This window comes from Paenibacillus tianmuensis, from assembly GCF_900100345.1.
GTDB lineage: Bacteria > Bacillota > Bacilli > Paenibacillales > NBRC-103111 > Paenibacillus_G > Paenibacillus_G tianmuensis.
The window spans coordinates 51,259-69,290 of sequence record NZ_FMTT01000016.1 but is presented as its reverse complement, the minus strand read 5'-3'; the positions used below and the strand labels follow the sequence as shown (position 1 = coordinate 69,290).

13 protein-coding genes and 1 pseudogene are annotated in these 18,032 nt (G+C 59.9%); 13 read left to right on the top strand and 1 reads right to left on the bottom strand.

Annotated features, from left to right (window positions below; all coding sequences use genetic code 11):
• Positions 1–145: 145 nt before the first annotated feature.
• The 10 genes from cobJ (at position 146) to BLO51_RS12595 (ending at position 11,068) form a co-directional block, all read left to right on the top strand.
• The gene (gene cobJ / locus BLO51_RS12640; RefSeq protein ID WP_090671983.1) at positions 146–1,885 is read left to right on the top strand and encodes a precorrin-3B C(17)-methyltransferase; all 1,740 of its coding nucleotides are present in this window, start codon (positions 146–148) and stop codon (positions 1,883–1,885) included.
• Positions 1,886–1,955: 70 nt separating this feature from the next.
• Complete coding sequence (locus BLO51_RS12635; protein WP_090671980.1) at positions 1,956–2,987, top strand: sirohydrochlorin chelatase; 1,032 nt, start codon at positions 1,956–1,958, stop codon at positions 2,985–2,987.
• On the top strand, positions 2,984–3,763 hold the full coding sequence (cobK, locus tag BLO51_RS12630) for a precorrin-6A reductase (protein WP_090671977.1): 780 nt from the start codon (positions 2,984–2,986) through the stop codon (positions 3,761–3,763). Before BLO51_RS12635 ends, cobK begins: the two co-directional genes overlap by 4 nt.
• Positions 3,763–4,413, top strand: coding sequence for a precorrin-8X methylmutase (locus BLO51_RS12625; RefSeq protein WP_090671974.1), 651 nt, complete (start codon positions 3,763–3,765; stop codon positions 4,411–4,413). Before cobK ends, BLO51_RS12625 begins: the two co-directional genes overlap by 1 nt.
• A 4-nt stretch (positions 4,414–4,417) precedes the next feature.
• Positions 4,418–5,554, top strand: a complete 1,137-nt coding sequence (locus BLO51_RS12620) for a cobalt-precorrin-5B (C(1))-methyltransferase (protein WP_090671971.1) — start codon at positions 4,418–4,420, stop codon at positions 5,552–5,554.
• 77 nt (positions 5,555–5,631) lie between these two features.
• On the top strand, positions 5,632–6,882 hold the full coding sequence (gene cbiE, locus BLO51_RS12615) for a precorrin-6y C5,15-methyltransferase (decarboxylating) subunit CbiE (RefSeq protein WP_090671969.1): 1,251 nt from the start codon (positions 5,632–5,634) through the stop codon (positions 6,880–6,882).
• Positions 6,875–7,585 carry a precorrin-2 C(20)-methyltransferase gene (gene cobI / locus BLO51_RS12610; protein WP_090671967.1) on the top strand — a complete coding sequence of 237 codons (711 nt, stop codon included), beginning with the start codon at positions 6,875–6,877 and terminating at the stop codon, positions 7,583–7,585. Before cbiE ends, cobI begins: the two co-directional genes overlap by 8 nt.
• Complete coding sequence (gene cobM, locus BLO51_RS12605; protein WP_090671964.1) at positions 7,586–8,362, top strand: precorrin-4 C(11)-methyltransferase; 777 nt, start codon at positions 7,586–7,588, stop codon at positions 8,360–8,362.
• Positions 8,362–9,606: a cobalt-precorrin 5A hydrolase gene (locus BLO51_RS12600; RefSeq protein WP_245719644.1), complete on the top strand. Its 1,245-nt coding sequence runs from the start codon at positions 8,362–8,364 to the stop codon at positions 9,604–9,606. The genes cobM and BLO51_RS12600 overlap by 1 nt, the downstream gene beginning before the upstream one ends.
• A 76-nt stretch (positions 9,607–9,682) precedes the next feature.
• The gene (locus BLO51_RS12595; protein ID WP_090671961.1) at positions 9,683–11,068 is read left to right on the top strand and encodes a cobyrinic acid a,c-diamide synthase CobB; all 1,386 of its coding nucleotides are present in this window, start codon (positions 9,683–9,685) and stop codon (positions 11,066–11,068) included.
• A 174-nt stretch (positions 11,069–11,242) separates the two neighbouring features.
• On the opposite strand, the gene efeB is transcribed toward BLO51_RS12595, so the two are convergent.
• A complete protein-coding gene (efeB, locus tag BLO51_RS12590) occupies positions 11,243–12,553 on the bottom strand; it encodes an iron uptake transporter deferrochelatase/peroxidase subunit (RefSeq protein WP_090671958.1) in 1,311 nt (436 codons plus the stop codon).
• A gap of 783 nt (positions 12,554–13,336) precedes the next feature.
• On the opposite strand from efeB, the gene pheS reads away from it, so the two are divergent.
• The 3 genes and pseudogenes from pheS to BLO51_RS29200 all read left to right on the top strand — a co-directional run.
• On the top strand, positions 13,337–14,371 hold the full coding sequence (pheS, locus tag BLO51_RS12585; RefSeq protein ID WP_090671955.1) for a phenylalanine--tRNA ligase subunit alpha: 1,035 nt from the start codon (positions 13,337–13,339) through the stop codon (positions 14,369–14,371).
• Positions 14,372–14,394: 23 nt separating this feature from the next.
• Positions 14,395–16,848 (top strand): phenylalanine--tRNA ligase subunit beta, encoded by a 2,454-nt coding sequence (gene pheT, locus BLO51_RS12580; RefSeq protein ID WP_090671952.1) that lies wholly within the window; start codon positions 14,395–14,397, stop codon positions 16,846–16,848.
• Positions 16,849–16,967: 119 nt separating this feature from the next.
• Positions 16,968–18,032: pseudogene (locus tag BLO51_RS29200) on the top strand (cell division protein ZapA); the annotation flags it as partial.

Here is an 18,032-nt window from a genome sequence, read left to right as displayed (position 1 = left end):
CTCCGTTTCTGGACAAAGAAATCGGCATGAGGCGTCAGATGAATGAATAGGTTTATCGCATGGACAGCCGGCGGAGTACGTCAGTTACAGGCATCGGAAGCCTGGCACTCTATGAGGAAGCATACTTGACAGGAGGCGGCAATCAATGAAGGGGAAATTGTCAGTCATCGGGTTCGGCCCGGGCAGCTTCGAACATATTACGAAACGGGCAAGAGAAGCGATTCAGGAAAGCGACGTCGTGATCGGCTACAACACGTATGTGGATTTGATCCGGGGGCTTTTGAACGAGCAGCAAGTGGTCCGTACCGGGATGACGGAAGAGGTCAGCCGGGCACAGGAAGCGGTACGTCAAGCCGAAGCCGGGAAACGGGTGGCGGTCATTTCGAGCGGCGATGCGGGCGTGTACGGCATGGCCGGGCTCATTTATGAAGTGCTGATGGAAAAAGGATGGCGGCGCGAGGAAGGCGTCGAAGTGGAGATCGTTCCCGGCATTTCGGCGATCAACTCTGTGGCTTCGCTGCTGGGCGCTCCGGTTATGCACGACGCATGCACGATCAGCTTGAGCGACCATTTGACGCCGTGGGAGATCATCATTCGCCGGGTGGAAGCGGCGGCTTCCGCCGATTTCGTCATTGCGCTGTACAATCCGCGCAGCGGCCGACGCACGCGGCAGATCGTCGAGACGCAGCGCGTGCTGCTCCAGTACCGGTCGCCGGATACGCCGGTCGGCATCGTGAAGAGCGCCTACCGCGAGCGCCAGGACGTGATCGTGACGACACTTGGCAAAATGCTCGAGCACGATATCGGCATGCTGACGACGGTTATCATCGGCAATTCGACGACAGTCGTCTACGACGGGCTGATAATCACGCCACGCGGATACCAGCGCAAATATACGCTGGACGCCGACGTGCAGCCGCTCCGGCCCCACGAAAGGCTGCGGACGGAAGCGGAGCCTTGGTCGCTGGATGCGCAGCAGGAAGAAGCGTCCAAGAGCACGGGCGAGGAAAACGAAGCGTTGGTCGTCGAATCTCGTTCAGACGGGTCGAGCGAGTCCATGAAAGGCCCATACATCGTCGATTCGATGCTCGATCCGCTGGGCGGACCGGTTTACGGATCGAGAACGGGCGGCGAATCGCCGCTGGCCCTCGCGTTGGAAGCGCTGGGGCTTGTCGATGCGCATCGGGGCGTTCCCGAATCGGCTCAAGGCGAGCGGAGCGGCCTCTTGTTTAAGCAGGAGCAAATCTTAGAGTTTGCCGTAAGCCCGGGGCTTGCGGAGAAAAAGCTGACGGCGCAGCAGCTCATGCTGCTTGCGGAAGTTGTCGGCGAGCACGGGACGATGGAGTATACACCGCATCATCAGATGTTCGTGCGCATTGCGACGTCGGAGCCGGAAAGTGTAACCGGACGGCTTCGGGCTGTCGGACTGCTGCTTGCTCCGGTCGGCGATGTCGCGCAGATCAAGGCTTGCGATTTTTGCAATATGGATAAGGCCGATTCGGTGCCGTACGCCGAAGAGCTGCATCATCGTCTGGGGGGCATGCGCGTACCGAAGGAGCTGAAAATCGGCTTTAACGGATGCGGCATGGCCTGCTACGGCGCGGTGAAGGAAGATATTGGAATCGTGTACCGTAGGGAGAAATTCGATTTGTTCCTCGGGGGCAAAACGGTCGGGCGCAACGCCCATGTGGCGCAGCCGGTCGCCGAAGGGATCGAGCCGGAGCGTCTGGTCGAAACGATTGAGCGCATTGTAGCGCGTTATGCGGCGGACGGGCATCCGAACGAACGGTTTCATAAATTTTATAAACGCATCAAGGAGCTGGAAGGTTACCGGCATCAGGAAGTGCCAGCGTTCCAGATCGAGAATGCAGTGTGCGGGGATTAAAGCTAACGCGTTATTTGAAGCAGTTGCACTACTAAAGCGATAAGCGACAATGAAAATGAGGAGGAAGCGCATGAACGCAGTATTGTTTGTAGGCCATGGCAGTCGTGACCCGGAAGGAAACGAGGAGATCCGGGAGTTTGTCCGTTCGGTGGAAGGTCGTCTCGGGGAGCCGATCGTGGAGACGTGCTTCCTGGAATTCGAGGCGCCGTCCATTTCGAAAGGCATCGCGACATGCGTCGCGAGGGGAGCGACGCGAATCGCGGTCGTGCCGATTACGCTGTTTGCGGCCGGACATGCCAAGCTGCATATTCCGGCAGCCATCGACGATGCGAGACTGAAGTATCCGGCGGTGCAGTTTATGTACGGCCGTCCGATCGGGGTGCACGAGCTGGCGCTGGATATTTTGATCTCCAGACTGACGGAAGCGGGTGTGAACGGCTTGGCTGGGGCGGACGAAACGGCGCTTCTGGTCATCGGACGCGGCAGCAGCGATGCGGATGCCAACAGCGATTTGTTCAAAATTACACGGCTGCTCTGGGAGCGGCTTAAGGTAAAATGGGTGGAGACGGCGTTTATCGGCGTTACGGCGCCGCTGGTGGATGAAGGAATCGAACGATGTATCCGGCTTGGGGCGAAGCGGATCGTCCTGCTGCCTTACTTTTTGTTCACCGGCGTGCTGATCAAGCGGATGGAGCAAATGACGGAAGCTTTTGCGGAGAAGTATCCGGACCAATCGTTCGTGCTGGCGGAATACTTCGGGTTCCACCCGACGCTGCAAACGATCCTGCTGGAGCGGGCCCAAGAAGCGCTCCAAGGCGAAGTGCGGATGAGTTGCGATATGTGCCAATTCCGTCTTGAAGCGATGAAGCATATGGACCATCATCACCATCACGATCACGAGCATGGTCACGATCACCACCATCACCACCACCACCATGATCACGACCATGACCATGACCATCATCACGACCACGAGCACCATCATATGCACTCTCATGATCACGCACACGAACACGGTCACGATCACCACCATCAGGAAAGCGGCGGCACGAAGCCCGCGGGGCCGTCGGAGGCGGCTGCGTCGAAAGAGGTGCTGTCATGATCGTTGTGCTGGCCGGGACGAGCGACGCGAGGGAGCTTGCGCTGCTCATCCGCTCGGCGGGCTATCCGCTCGTCGCCACCGTCGTGACCGAGAGTGCGGCCAAGAGCCTTGAAGAAGTGGGGCTTGAGGTGCGCATGGGCCGACTTGACGCACATGGCTTGGCCGATTTGATCCGCAGCCGCAGCGCCCAAGCGGTGGTCGATGCGAGCCACCCGTTTGCGGAGGAAGCGTCCCGCAACGCAATGGCGGCGGCCGAGCAGGCAGGGGTGCCTTACATCCGGTACGAGCGCGAGCGCGGATCGTACGAGGGGCACCCGCGGCTGTTTTTCGTCGACGACTACGAAGAGGCGGCCGAGTTGGCAGCGCAGAAGCGCGGGGTTGTCATGCTGACGACGGGAAGCAAGACGCTGCAAATTTTTGCCGAGAAGCTGATCGGACTGCCGGACACGACGCTGGTGGCGCGCATGCTGCCGCGCAAGGACAATATGGAGAAATGCGAGCAGCTCGGCTTGGAGCAGAAGAACATTATCGCGATGCAGGGGCCTTTTTCCAAAGAATTGAACCAGGCGCTGTACAAGCATTACGGCGTCAACGTCATCGTGACGAAGGAAAGCGGCAAGGTCGGCGCGGTGGAGGAAAAGCTGTCAGCGGCGCTTGAGATGGACATCGATACGATCGTTATCGGACGGCCGCAGCTGGAGTACGGCGAAGTATATTCGGATTTTGAAGGCGTCACGAACGCGTTAAACGCATTATTTCAGGAGGTGCTCGATTAATGGATTTTCGCACGGAATTTAAACCGCTTACCGTTCAACCGCAGGAAATCGAGGAAAAAAGCTTCGAAATGATCACGGAGGAGCTTGGCGAGCACGACTATACGGAAGAACAGTTCAAGGTCGTGCAGCGCGTCATTCACGCGTCGGCGGATTTTGAGCTCGGGCGCAGCTTGGTATTCCATCCGGACGCGATCCGTGCCGGAATCGAAGCGATCCGCAGCGGCAAGCCGGTGGTGGCGGACGTGCAGATGGTGCAGGTCGGCATCAGCAAGCCGCGGCTGGCCAAATACGGCGGCGATGTGCGGGTATACATTTCAGATGCGGATGTGATGGAGGAAGCGAAGCGGCTGAACACGACCCGGGCGATCATTTCCATACGGAAGGCGGCACAGGAAGCGGATGGCGCGATTTATGCGATCGGCAATGCGCCGACGGCGCTGCTGGAGCTGATCCGCCTCGTCAAGGAAGGAGAGGCGCGTCCGGGACTGATCGTCGGCGTACCGGTCGGCTTCGTATCGGCGGCGGAGTCCAAGGAAGAGCTGCTGAAGCTGGATGTGCCATTTATTACGAATATCGGGCGGAAGGGCGGCAGTCCCGTAGCAGTGGCTACGGTTAACGCGCTGTCGCTGCTCGCCGAACGGCAGGGATAACGCGATGGCGGACGGCGGGGAAAAGGAAACGAAGCCGCTCCGGCATGGCTATACGACGGGCGCCTGCGCGACGGCGGCGGCTCAAGCGGCGCTCGAGGCGCTGATTATGCAGGAGTCCCAGACGCAGTCGACTATCCGTCTGCCGATCGGGCAGGACGTGACGTTCGAAATCGTCGCCTGCGCTTATGCGTCCGAATGGGCGTCCGCCGAGGTGATCAAAGACGGCGGCGACGACCCGGACGCCACGCACGGCGCGCGAATCATCAGCGAGGTGTTCTGGCGCGAAGCGCCGGGGATCGAGATCGACGGCGGCGTTGGAGTCGGCCGGGTGACGAAGCCGGGGCTGCCGATCGAGGTCGGACAGGCGGCGATCAATCCGGTGCCGCGGAAAATGATCCGCGAAGCCGTCGAAGCGGTGCTGAACCGCTATGAGCTTCATCGTGGCGTGCGCGTGGTCGTTTCCGTGCCAGACGGCGAGGAGATCGCGAAGAAGACGCTCAACGCCCGGTTGGGCATCCTCGGCGGCATCTCGATTTTGGGCACGCGCGGCATTGTGGTGCCGTTTTCGACAGCCGCGTACAAAGCGAGCGTCGCGCAGGCGATTCGCGTAGCGGTCAAGGGCGGCTGCAGCCACGTGGTGCTGTCGACCGGCGGGCGCAGCGAAAAGTTCGGCATAGAGCTGTATCCGGAGCTGCCGGAGGAAGCGTTTGTCGAGATGGGTGATTTCGTCGGCTTTGCGATTCAACACTGCGCGCGGCAGGGGATAAGCAAAATTACGCTTGTCGGCATGATGGGTAAATTTTCCAAAGTGGCGCAGGGCGTCATGATGGTTCATTCGAAGAGCGCTTCGGTCGACTTCGGATTTCTGGCGCGTATGGCGGAGGAAGCGGGAGCGCCGGAGGCGGCCGTCAAGGAAATTTTGGAAGCGAATACGGCGGCGCAGGTCGGCGATCAGATGCAGGCGCTGGGCTGCACCGCGTTTTTCGATGTGATGTCCAGCCATTGCTGCCGGGAATCGCTTCGGGAAGCAGGAGCGCTTGGACCCGGCGCGAAGCTGCAAACGCCGCTGGAAGTCGAAACGGTGATCATTTCGATGAAGGGCACGCTGTTGGGGCGCAAAAGCATGACGAACGAGGTTTAGCGGTTCGCTTGCATAGAGGACTAAGATTGACCGGACTCGGACTCCGGCAGGCGGGCAAGAAGGAAAGGGGTACACGCATGGGAGAAAAAATCGCAGTGATCGGGATTGGCGACGACGGAGCGGCGGGCTTGCCTCAGACGTATCTCGACCGGATTCGGCAATCCTCATTATTGATCGGCGGGGAGCGGCAGCTGCAGTTTTTTGCCGATACCGCCGCTGAAAAGGTCGTGCTCAAAAGCGGGCTGTCCGAGCTGACGGAGCGCCTGAGGTCAGAAACCCGGAACACGGTGGTGCTGGCTTCGGGCGATCCGTTGTTTTACGGGATCGGAGGCTATTTGGCCGGCAAGCTGCCCGGTCGGGTGGAGGTTTATCCGCAAGTAAGCTCGCTGCAGCTTGCTTTTGCTCGGATTGGCGAGAGCTGGCAGGACGCTGTGGTCGTCAGCGCACATGGGCGCAGCATGCAAGGCTTGGCGCAACGGATCGACGGCGCGAAGAAGGTGGCGCTGCTCACGGACGAGCACAATACGCCGGGGGCGATTGCGCGCTATTTGTTGAACTACGGCATGACCGAGTACGATGCGTTCGTCGGCGAGAACCTCGGCGGACCCGCCGAGCGGACGGGCTGGTTCGGGCTGCAGGAGCTGGCGGATACGGCGCAGACGCACTTTTCGCCGCTCAATGTCGTCGTGCTGCGGATGCGTAAAGACGCCGAACCGCCGCGCTGGGCGCTTGGCATTGAGGATGGAGCGTTTGCGCAGCGGAAGCCGGACAAAGGGCTCATCACGAAAAAGGAAGTCCGTGTGCTCAGCTTGGCGGCCCTGCAGTTGAAGCGGGATAGCGTCGTTTGGGATATCGGCACATGCACGGGCTCGGTCGCGATCGAAGCGGCGAAAATATGCGGCGAAGGCGCAGTGTACGCCATCGAAAAGAACGAGGGCGATCTGGACAATTTTCACGAGAACGCCCGCAAATTCCGTACGGACATTACCGCCATACACGGCAAAGCGCCGCAAGGTTTGGACCAGTTTCCCGATCCCGACGCGGTCTTTATCGGCGGCAGCGGCGGCGAGCTGCGCGAGCTGTTGGCTGTATGCTGTTCCCGGCTGAAGCCGGAAGGACGGATCGTGCTGAACGCGGTGACGATCGAGAATTTGTCCGCCGCGGCGCAAGCTTTTGCCGCGGAAGGGTTCGTGACAGACATGACGCTGACGCAGGTGAGCCGCAGCAAGCCGATTTTGGACATGACGCGGTTTGAAAGCTTGAATCCGGTATACATCATTGCAGCGCGGAAGCGGACGGATAAAGGAGAGGACGGAACGGATGAGTAAGCTGGGCACGTTGTACGGATTGGGCGTAGGCCCGGGGGACCCCGAGCTGATTACGGTGAAGGCGTTCCGTTTGTTGAAGGAGTCGCCGGTGATCGCCTACCCCCGCAAGAAATCCGGGGCCAAGAGCTACGCTTTGGCGATTACGGAGCTGTACGTCGATACCCGGGAGAAGGAAATGGTCGGCCTGACCTTCCCGATGACGAAGGACCGCGAAGCGCTGGAGAAGCAGTGGAACAAGACAGTCGATTCGGTATGGGGCTATCTCAGCCAAGGGAAAAACGTCGCGTTCGTCACGGAAGGCGATCCGATGCTGTACAGCACGTACATTCACCTCATGCGACTCATGAAGGAGCGCCATCCCGAGGTGGAAGCCGTATCCATACCCGGTATCTCTTCTGTGCTTGCCGCCGCGTCGAGGCTCGGTCTGCCGCTGGCGGACGGAGACGAGCAGGTGGCCGTCGTGCCGGCGACCGACGATTACGATGCGATGCGCCGGGCGCTTGAAACGCACGACTGCGTCGTGTTCATCAAGGTAGCGAAGGTCATCGACCTAATGCTGACCGTGCTGCGCGATCTGGAGCTGGTCGACAAGGCGGCCGTATTGACCAAAGTAACCTCTGCGGAGGAGCTGATCTGGCGCAACATTGAGGAGTTAGCCGGACGGGAGCTGGAATATTTGACGCTGATGGTGGTGAGAAAATAGATGAAAATTTATATTATCGGAGCCGGTCCCGGCGACCCGGATTTGATCACCGTCAAAGGACTTCGCATTCTTCAGGAAGCGGACGTCGTGCTGTATACGGATTCGCTCGTCAATGAAGAGCTGATTGCCCGGGCGAAGCCGGGGGCGGAGGTGCTGCAAAGCGCGGGCATGAGCCTGGACGAGATGGTCGCGGTCATGACCGACCGCGTCAAAGCGGGCAAGCTCGTCGCACGGGTGCATACCGGCGATCCGGCCGTGTTCGGGGCGATTATGGAGCAAAAGGCGCTGCTCGCCAAAGAAGGCATCTCCTGCGAGATCATTCCGGGCGTCAGCTCGGTGTTTGCGTCCGCAGCCGCGGTCGGCGCGGAGCTGACGATCCCGGATCTGACGCAGACGCTCATTTTGACGCGGGCTGAGGGACGTACGCCGGTGCCGGACCGTGAGCAGCTAAAAGAGCTGGCGTCGCATCACTGTACGATTGCGCTGTTCCTCAGTGCGACGCTGACCAAAAAAGTCGTGCGTGAGCTGACCGAAGCCGGATGGAGCCTGGATACGCCGGTAGCGGTCGTGCAGCGGGCGACGTGGCCGGATCAATTGATCGTCCGCACGACGCTGGAGAAGCTGGACGAGGATATGCGGACGAACGGCATCCGCTCGCATGCGATGATTTTGGCCGGGTGGGCGCTTGACCCGAATATCCACGAGAAAGACGAATACCGCTCCAAGCTGTACGATAAATCGTTCACTCACGGCTACCGCAAAGGAGTGAAGGACTGATGAGCGCGAAGGGCGGAGACGGAGAGCGGAACGGTATGGTGGCGGAGGTAGCGTCGGCCGCAGCTTCGAAGGGAGCGTCGGGCAACGCGTCCAGAGCTGTAACGGACGGGGCTCAGCCGATTGTTCTACAGGAAGGTATAATCCCTACGGTTCGCTTGAACGGCGACTACGCCGTCGTCGCCATTACGAAGCACGGCGTGGAGCTGGCCCGACGTTTGCAGAGCACCTTTTCCCATGCCGACGTGTACTACATGTCCAAATTCGCGCGAGGCGACGAAGCGGCTAAAGGCATCCAATTGTTCGAGGGCAGTGTGCGGCTGCTGTTTCCCGCGCTGTTCCCTGCGTATAAGGGCATCGTTTGCATCATCTCGCTCGGCGCGGTGGTCCGGATGATCGCGCCGCTGCTGGAGGACAAAAAGAAAGACCCCGGCATCGTCGTCATTGACGACAAAGGGGAGCACGTCATCAGCGTGCTGTCGGGCCATCTGGGCGGAGCCAACGAGCTGACGCGCGAGGTGGCGGCGGCGCTGGGCGCAAGGCCGGTGCTGACGACCGCGTCGGACGTGCAGAAGACGATCGCCGTCGACCTGTTTGGCCGCCGCTTCGGCTGGACGTGGGAGTCGGACGACAAGCTGACGCCGGTCAGCGCGTCCGTCGTTAACGAAGAGCGCGTCGCCGTCGTCCAGGAGTCCGGCGAACCGGACTGGTGGCTATACGACACGCCGCTGCCGCAGACGATCCGCGTGTACGGCGACGTGCGGAGCGCGCTGGCGGACGAGCCGCAGGCAGCGCTGGTCGTGACACACCGGCTGCTGGAGGCCGACGAGGAATCGATTCTTGCCAACGGCGTACTGTACCGGCCGAAGGTGATTGCGCTTGGCATCGGCTGCAACCGAGGAACGGCGGCGGAGGAGATCGAAGCGGTGATCCGCGAGACGCTCGAAGAGCTGCGTTTCTCGATCCGCAGCGTCAAGGCGGTCTGCACGATCGATCTGAAAAAAGACGAGGAAGGGCTGCTCGCCGTCTGCGCCAAATACGGATGGCCCCTTGAATGCTACACGCCGGGCGAATTGAACGAGATGCCGATGGAAGAGCCGTCGGACACGGTGTTCAAGTTCACCGGCGCTTACGGAGTCAGCGAGCCCGCGGCCAAACGGTACACCGGCGCGGAGCGGCTGGTACTAACCAAAAAGAAAAGCGGCAACGTGACGATTTCCGTCGGTCTCCTGACGTTTGGGAAGTAACCGTACGCACGCGGCTGCTGTATAGAAGTAAAACCGGAAATCTCAGCTTTGCAGCGGAAAGGAGCCGATGAACCTCATGAGCGAATCTAGAACGCACCGAAGCCTTGTCGTTGCCGGAACGGGAAGCGGAGCGGGCAAAACGACCGTCACCCTCGGTCTCATGGCGGCACTCCGCCGCCGGGGAATGACGGTGCAGGGCTTCAAATGCGGCCCGGACTATATCGATCCGACGTATCATAAGGCGGTGACGGGAAGACCGTCCCGCAATTTGGACAGCTGGATGCTGACCCCGGATACGGTGAAGGAAATTTACGCCCGGGCTTCCCGGGATGCGGACATTTCGATCATCGAAGGCGTGATGGGATTTTACGACGGTAAAGATCCGTTGTCCAATACGGGAAGCACGGCGGAAATCAGCCTGCTGCTCGATTGTCCCGTCCTGCTCGTGGTCAACTGTCAGAGCATGGCCCGCAGCGCCGCGGCCATCGTCAAAGGCTTCCAGTGTCTGGAGCCGCGCGCCCGCATCGCCGCCGTATTCGCCAACAAGGTCGGCAGCGACGGGCATTACCGGATCGTGAAGGAAGCGATCGAGCAGGAATGCGGCATTCCCGTTATCGGGTATATGAAGCGGGAGGACGCGCTTTCCGTCCCCGAACGGCATCTGGGGCTCGTGCCGTCCATCGAGCGTGGGGAGCTTGGCGGCTTGTTCGAAGCGCTGGCTGACCGGATGGATCAGACGGTTGATATGGACCGGCTGCTGGAGCTGGCACAAGCGTCCGAGCCTCCGGCCGTCCCGGAGCCGCGATTGTTCGCCGAGCCGTCCCGCCGTTATCGTGTGCGGATGGCGGTTGCACGGGACGCTGCATTTCATTTTTATTACCCGGAAAATTTGGAGCTGTTGGAGCTGTACGGGGCGGAGCTTGTCTACTTCTCGCCGCTGGCGGGCGAACCGCTGCCGGAGGACGTGCAGGGCTTATACATCGGCGGCGGGTTTCCCGAGGAGTTTGCCGAGCAACTGAGCGCCCAGACGCAGGTCACGGACTCGATCCGCAGCGCCGTGGAGCGCGGGCTTCCGACACTGGCCGAATGCGGCGGCTTTATGTATTTGACCGGTGCAATCGGAGATACGCAGGGGCGAAGCTACCCGATGCTGGGCCTCGTCCCGGGTCGAGTGACGATGCAGACCAAGCTGGCGGCGCTCGGACTGCGGGAGGTCGCGGGAGCGGAAGGCAACTTTCTGCTGCCAGCAGGGGAGACGGCCCGCGGACACGAATTCCATTACTCGGTCTACGAGCCGCAGTCGGAGCTGCCTCACGCTTACGAGACGAAGGGACTGCGCGGCGTGAAAAAGGACGGCTGCCTGCTCCATCGGACGGTGGCCGGCTATACGCATTTGCATTTTGCTTCGAACCCCGGCATCGTGGCACGCTGGCTGGAATGCTGCGAAACGTATGGCCGATAGAAATCCCATGCGTATGGCGGGAAGCTTTGCATAATCAAAACAAGAGGGCTAATCGGCGATCGGTCAAGCACGACTCGTCAATTGGCCCTTTTTGGCGTGGACTGATCCGCAAAACGATCGGATAAAAACGGCCCCGCCGCGTTTTTTCCTGCGATGAAGGGATTCGAATGGAAGCTAACGGCTTCCGGAGCGAAACAGCGTCTCGCCGACAAATCCGCCTTCTGCTGCACCGGGCGGACAAGCGAATACGGCACTGGACACATGCGAAGTGAATTTATTGAGCGCATCCAGCTTCGCAAGAATGGACTGCATGGGAATGAACTGCTGCTTGACGCTCCGCTGAAAGCTGATAAAAAAGAGGCCGGCATCCCAATCACCTGTCCCAGCGTCGATCCCGTCGACGTAGGAATAAGCCCGGCGAAGCATTTTCGTTCCCGCGCTGCGGGCTTGCCACACGTGAGAGCTTCCCGGAAATTGGCCCAGCGGAGCCGGGTCGAATTCGTTCTTTTTGCCAAAAGGAGCGCCACTCTCCTTCAGCCGGCCGAAGGTGATCTCCTGCTCGGCCAGCGTGGCCCGGTCCCACGGCTCCAAAAACATGCGAATTTTGCGCGCGACCAAATAAGAGCCGTTCGCCATCCATGCAGGCGCGTCGGACGATGCTACCCAGACGTGCCGCGATCTCGCCGCGTCCGAATCGAGCTCGCGGTTGGCCGTGCCGTCCTTGAATCCAAACAGATTTCTCGGCGTCTCCCCGTCAGGAGCTCGGATAAAGCCGTTCTGAACCCAACGGATCGCCGCGGTGCCCTTGGAGGCTTTGGCCAAGTTGCGGATCGCATGGAAAGCGACGCCCGGATCGTCTGCGCATGCCTGCACCCCGATATCTCCGCCGCACCATTGCGGGTTAAGCCGGTCGCCGGGCATAGGCGGAATATCCGATAGCTCGGCCGGCTGCTCGGAGGCGAGGCCGAAACGGTCTTTGCCGTTGTTTTGGAACAGCGTGGGTCCGAACCCGAACGTGAGGGTCAGATTCGAGGGGGAGAGCCCCTTCGTTTCTCCGGTATCCGTCGGCGGCGAGGTGACGTCTTCACCTTCTTTCAGAGGCTTCCCGGCTGTCATGATAGCGCTGGCCGCGGACCATTCTTGCAATAATTTCAATAGCTGCCCGGCATCCTCATGCAAAATATCGAATGCGGCGAAGCATACGTACGGCTGCTGAGGGGTGACGATCCCGGCCTGCTGCGGACCGTAAAAAGGGACGGCATCGCCAGTATTCGCTTGAGGCTTCGTCGCCGGTGTGCCGGAGCCCGGGCCCGAATCAGCGCGTTTAAGAGACATGAAGGTTGCCATCCCGCTCATGCCCATCACAACGCCGGTTCCGGCAATGGCAGTCAGTTTCAGCATCTCGCGCCGGCTGATCGATTCACTCTCCAGTTCCGGCAGTTCCTCCTGGGCTGTGTTCTTTTCTTCTTCTGGCTTGCTGTTCATTGAAAAAGCCCCCTTGTTTTTATGCGTCAATCCCGGCAAGTCCGGCGGTGTTTCGGTACAAATGGTATCGAGCCGCAGCTCTTTCTGCGTTAACCGTTAGTATGGTTCTCACAGGGTTTGGATGGATTAAAAAGAGACCGATCAGTTTCTTTTTTACAGTAATTCAGAATCCAGCTGTTTTCAACCGTCTCATGTTACGAATTTGCGACAGCCGTATCTCGGCGGAATCCGGAGGCAAGGTGAAGTTGGCACCCCATTTACCGGTCTGGGAGTGGCGGGGGCTCCGCGCTTTCCAAGACGGAAAAATCTCCGCCATCGAGGACCGTCATAAAGGAACTCGCTCTGCCGTCCTGCTCCCGCATGAACATGCTATGAATCGCGCCGTTTGCGCTTGCAATCGGCCGCCGGTTTGCATATAATACTTCTCATATACTGAATACTGCCAAATGCGTTGACGGAGAAAAGTAAGCAGTGCCTCTTGACAGGGAGGAGACGCCGGAGATTGAGAGCGTGTCCGAAGAACCAGGCTGCCGAAGTTCGCTCCCGAGCAGTCCTTTGAACCCACGCGGTCTATCCGACCCGTCGGCAAGTAGGAGGAACCGGTCCGAACGCAAGTTCATGAACCGTTACGTTCAATGAAGAAAGAAGACTTCAAGGCGGCTTCGCCGGTCTTCTGAACAAGGGTGGTACCACGGCTTTTTCGTCCCTTACCGGGATGGAAAAGCCTTTTTTGCGTTCGCGGACACGGCGCAGGCGGAAATCATACAAGGAGGGAATGCAGGCATGAAAGAACGATTGCTTACACTGAAGGAAGAAGCGCTGCGCGAGTTGGCCCAAGTGGAAAACCAGCAGCAGCTTGCCGACCTTCGGATCAAGTATTTGGGCAAAAAAGGCCCGCTGACGGAGATTTTGCGCGGGATGGGTGCTTTGAGCGCGGAGGAGCGTCCGGTCATCGGTCAGGTGGCTAACGAGGTTCGCGCCGCGATTGAGGAAGTCATCGAGGCGAAGCAGGAGGCATACAACGAGGCGGAGACGAATGCCCGGCTTGCGGCGGAGCGGATCGACGTAACTCTGCCGGGACGTCCGGCGGCGCGCGGCGCGGTGCATCCAATCAGCAAAGTGATCGAGGAGATCGAGGATATTTTCATCGGGATGGGTTATACGGTAGCCGAAGGCCCCGAGGTGGAGCAGGATTACTACAACTTCGAAGCGCTCAACCTGCCGAAAAACCACCCGGCCCGCGACATGCAGGATTCGTTCTACATTACCGACGAAATCCTGATGCGGACCCAAACGTCGCCTGTTCAAGTTCGTACGATGGAGAAAATGAAAGGGCATGCGCCGGTCAAAATTATTTGTCCCGGCAAGGTATACCGCCGCGACGACGATGACGCGACCCATTCCCATATGTTTACGCAAATCGAGGGACTGGTCATCGACCGGAACATCCGGATGAGCGATCTGAAAGGAACGCTGCTCCAATTCGTGCGCGAGCTGTTCGGCTCCAAGACGCAAATTCGTCTGCGTCCGAGCTTTTTCCCTTTCACCGAACCGAGCGTGGAAGTGGACGTAACCTGCGCCATGTGCGGAGGCAGCGGCTGTCGGGTATGCAAGCAAACCGGTTGGCTCGAAATTTTGGGGGCAGGGATGGTACATCCGCGTGTGCTTGAAATGAGCGGTTACAATCCGGAGGAATACAGCGGTTTTGCGTTTGGCCTAGGTGTTGAGCGGGTGGCTATGCTGAAGTACGACATTGAAGATATCCGGCATTTCTATACGAACGATCTGCGCTTCTTGAAGCAGTTCGTGCATTTGTAAGCGAGAGGAGCGTGGGTTAAATCATGAAAGTATCTTACCAATGGTTGTCGCAGTATGTGGATGTCAGCGGCTATTCGTCCGCCGAGCTGGCGGAGAAGCTGACCCGCAGCGGCATTGAAGTCGATATCGTGGAAAGCCGCAACAAAGGCGTATCGCAGGTGGTTGTCGGCTTCGTCAAATCGCGCGAAAAGCATCCTGACGCGGATAAGCTGAGCGTCTGTATCGTTGACGTAGGCCAAAGCGAGGACCTGCAAATCGTATGCGGGGCCAAAAACGTAGCCGCAGGGCAAAAGGTGCCCGTCGCCGTCGTCGGCGCGAAGCTGCCGGACGGTCTCGTCATCAAGCGGGCGAAGCTGCGCGGCGTCGAGTCGCAAGGCATGATCTGCTCGGCCAAGGAGCTTGGCTTGAACGACAAGCTGCTGCCGAAGGAAATTCAAGAAGGCATTCTGGTGCTGCCGGAGGATACGCAGGTCGGCGCAAGCATCCTTGACGTCCTTGCTTTAAACGACGAAGTAATGGACTTCGACCTGACGCCGAACCGTTCCGACTGCCTCAGCATGCTGGGCGCAGCCTACGAGATCGGGGCGATTCTGGGCCGCGAGGTGAAACTGCCGGATGCGGAAGCGGGCTTGAACGACAGCGCGGCAGCCGTCAAAGCGGCAGACCGGATTTCCGTGGAAATTTCGGACAAAGAGCAGTGCTCGCATTACGCGGCGCGTCTGATCGAAGGCGTGAAAATCGGGCCGTCGCCGCTTTGGCTGCAAAACCGCCTGATGGCTGCCGGCGTGCGTCCGATCAACAACATCGTGGATGTGACCAACTACGTCATGTTCGAATACGGCCAACCGCTGCACGCTTTCGATGCTGATCAGCTGAACAACGGCCATATCAACGTGCGGCTTGCCCGCGAAGGCGAGAAGCTCGTGACGCTGGACGATGCGGAACGCACCTTGGAGCCGCATATGCTGCTGATCACCGACGGGGTGAAGCCGGTCGCGCTAGCGGGCGTTATGGGCGGCGCGAACTCCGAAGTATCGGACGGAACGACGACGCGCATCCTGCTGGAGTCGGCCAACTTCGCCGGTTCCTCGGTCCGCAAAACGTCGCGTCAGCTCGGACTTCGTTCGGAAGCGTCGCTGCGCTTCGAAAAGGAAGCGAATCCCGAAGCGGTCATTCCGGCGCTGAACCGCGCGGCGGCTCTCATCGCCGAGCTGGCCGGCGGTCAAGTGGCGTCCGGTATCGTCGAAGCGGTGGCGGGAGAGCGCAAGCCGGTGCAAATCGAGTTGACGGTAAGCCGCATCAACGGGTATCTCGGCACGGAGCTGTCGGTGGAAGAAGTAAAGGCGATCTTCGAACGCTTGAACTTCACGGTCGAGCCGCTGGAGCAGGACGGACTGCTGGTGCATGTGCCGAGCCGCCGCGGCGATATTACCCGCGCGGTCGATCTGATTGAGGAAGTGGCCCGTCTGCACGGCTACGACAACATTCCGACCACGCTGATGAACGTGGTTACGACGCCGGGCGCGCTTACCCGGGAGCAGGCGATTCGCCGCTTGACGCGGACGCTGCTGACGGGCAGCGGCCTGCATGAGACGATTACGTACACGTTCACGCATCCGGAGCAAATTCGCCAGTATACGGGCGCTTACCCGAACGCGAAGCCGATTGCTCTGGCGATGCCGATGAGCGAGGACCGCAGCGTGCTGCGTACGAGCCTGATCCCGCATTTGTTCGATGTGGCGGTATATAATCGGAACCGGAACCAGGACGACGTCGCTGTGTTCGAAATCGGCCGCGTGTTCGTAACTAGTGAGGAATCGCTGAGCCGCCTGCCGGAGGAAAAATTGAAGCTTGCGATTTTGTTAACCGGCAAACGAAGCGAGCTGCATTGGACCGGCAAGCCGACCGATGTCGACTTCTATGATTTGAAGGGCATTTTCGAAGGGGTAGTATCTTATCTCGGAATCGACGGCATCCGGTACGAGGCCGCCCAGCTGGAAGGCTTCCACCCGGGACGGACGGCACAGATCGTTGTCGAAACGCCGAATGGAAGCCGGGCCATCGGAACGATCGGCCAGCTTCACCCGACGCTTCAGCAGCAAAAAGACCTTGCGGACACGTATGTCCTCGAAGTAGAGCTGGATACGCTCGCACAGTTGGCAAGCGAAAGCTTTGCCTACCGTCCGCTGCCTCGTTTCCCGTCCATCGGCCGGGATATGGCGCTCGTTGTGGACCGCAGCGTTCCCGTCGGCGATCTGCTCGCCAAGGCGCGGGAAACCGCAGGCCGCCTGCTCGAATCGATCCAGGTGTTCGACATTTACACCGGCGAGCGGCTTGGCGCGGATAAGAAGAGTGTGGCCATCTCGCTGGTCTACCGTACTCCGGAGCGGACGCTGACGGACGAAGAGGTCAGCGAGCTGCACGGCCGTGTCGTAGCGGCCCTTGAGACCGGGTTCGGCGCCGAGCTCAGGAAATAATTCCCTCGCCTTTTGACCGTCAAAAGTCTGAAAAGGACAGCAGGAAAAGCGATTCTCCGTATCGAAGTCTATAGGATACGGAGAATCTTTTTTGTGTTTCGGAAAGGGGAGCAAGGCGAATGAGCGGTGAAGAAAAAGTTCGGATGACCGTCGACATTTATGGTACCCAGTACAAGCTGGTTTCAAAATCCAGCCCTTCCTATATAAAGCAAGTGGCCGCTCTGGTAAACGATCAAATGCACAAGATCGCGGAGAGCGGCCAGCGGCTTGATTTGCCTAAAATCGCGGTGCTCGCGGCCGTCAATATGGCGGACGAATGGAGCCGGATGCGTCATGATTTTGAGTCGGTATTGGAGCGTCAGCGGCAGCTCGAACATGCGAGCGAAGAGCAGCAGGCTTCGCGGGAGCGCGCCGAGGCGAAAGCGGCAGAGCTGAGGGCTGAGCTGGAACCGCTTCGCGAGCGTTTGTCCACGCTCGACAGCGAGCTCGTCGAAAGCCGGGAGCGATTGACCGGCCAACTGGAGCTAAGCGGCGAGCTGGAGCGCAAGCTGGCCGAGACGCTGGAGCGGGCGCGCGAGTTCGAGGGGCGTTACGCAGCCGAAGCGCAGGAAGCGGAACGCCGCGGACAGCAGATCCGGGAGTTGGAGCAGGCGAAGCAGGAGCTTGAGCGCCGGGCGGCCGAGCAGGCCAAGGAGCGGGACGGCCTGCGGGCGAAGATCGCTTCGCAGGAAGCGCAGCTGAGCAAGCAGGCGGAAGCGGAGCGTCAGACGCAGGAGCGGCTGACAGCTCAGGAGAAGCGGGCACGCGAGCTGGATGAGCGGCTGCAGGCTACCGAGCAGGCTCGGGGCGAGGCGGCGAATCGGCTCGCGGAGCGTGAACAGCAGTATGCCGAGCTGAGCGACCAGCTCGACGGACTACAGGAGCAGCTTTCTGGCCAGCAGCAGGAGATCGAGCTGCAGGTGGCGCTTTATAACGAGCTGCAGGAGCTGAGCGAAGCGAAGGAATGCGAGCTTCGGGAGCAAGCAGTCGCGGCGGAGGCGAAGCTGGCGGAACAGGCACGAGAAGCGGAGGCGCAAGCGGCCGCGGCGAAAGCGGAGCTGGAGCGACAGCTCGCAGCCGAGCGGGAGCGCGGCCGCGAGGAGGCAGTCGCAGCGGAGGCGCTGTTGGCGGAGCAGTCACGCGAA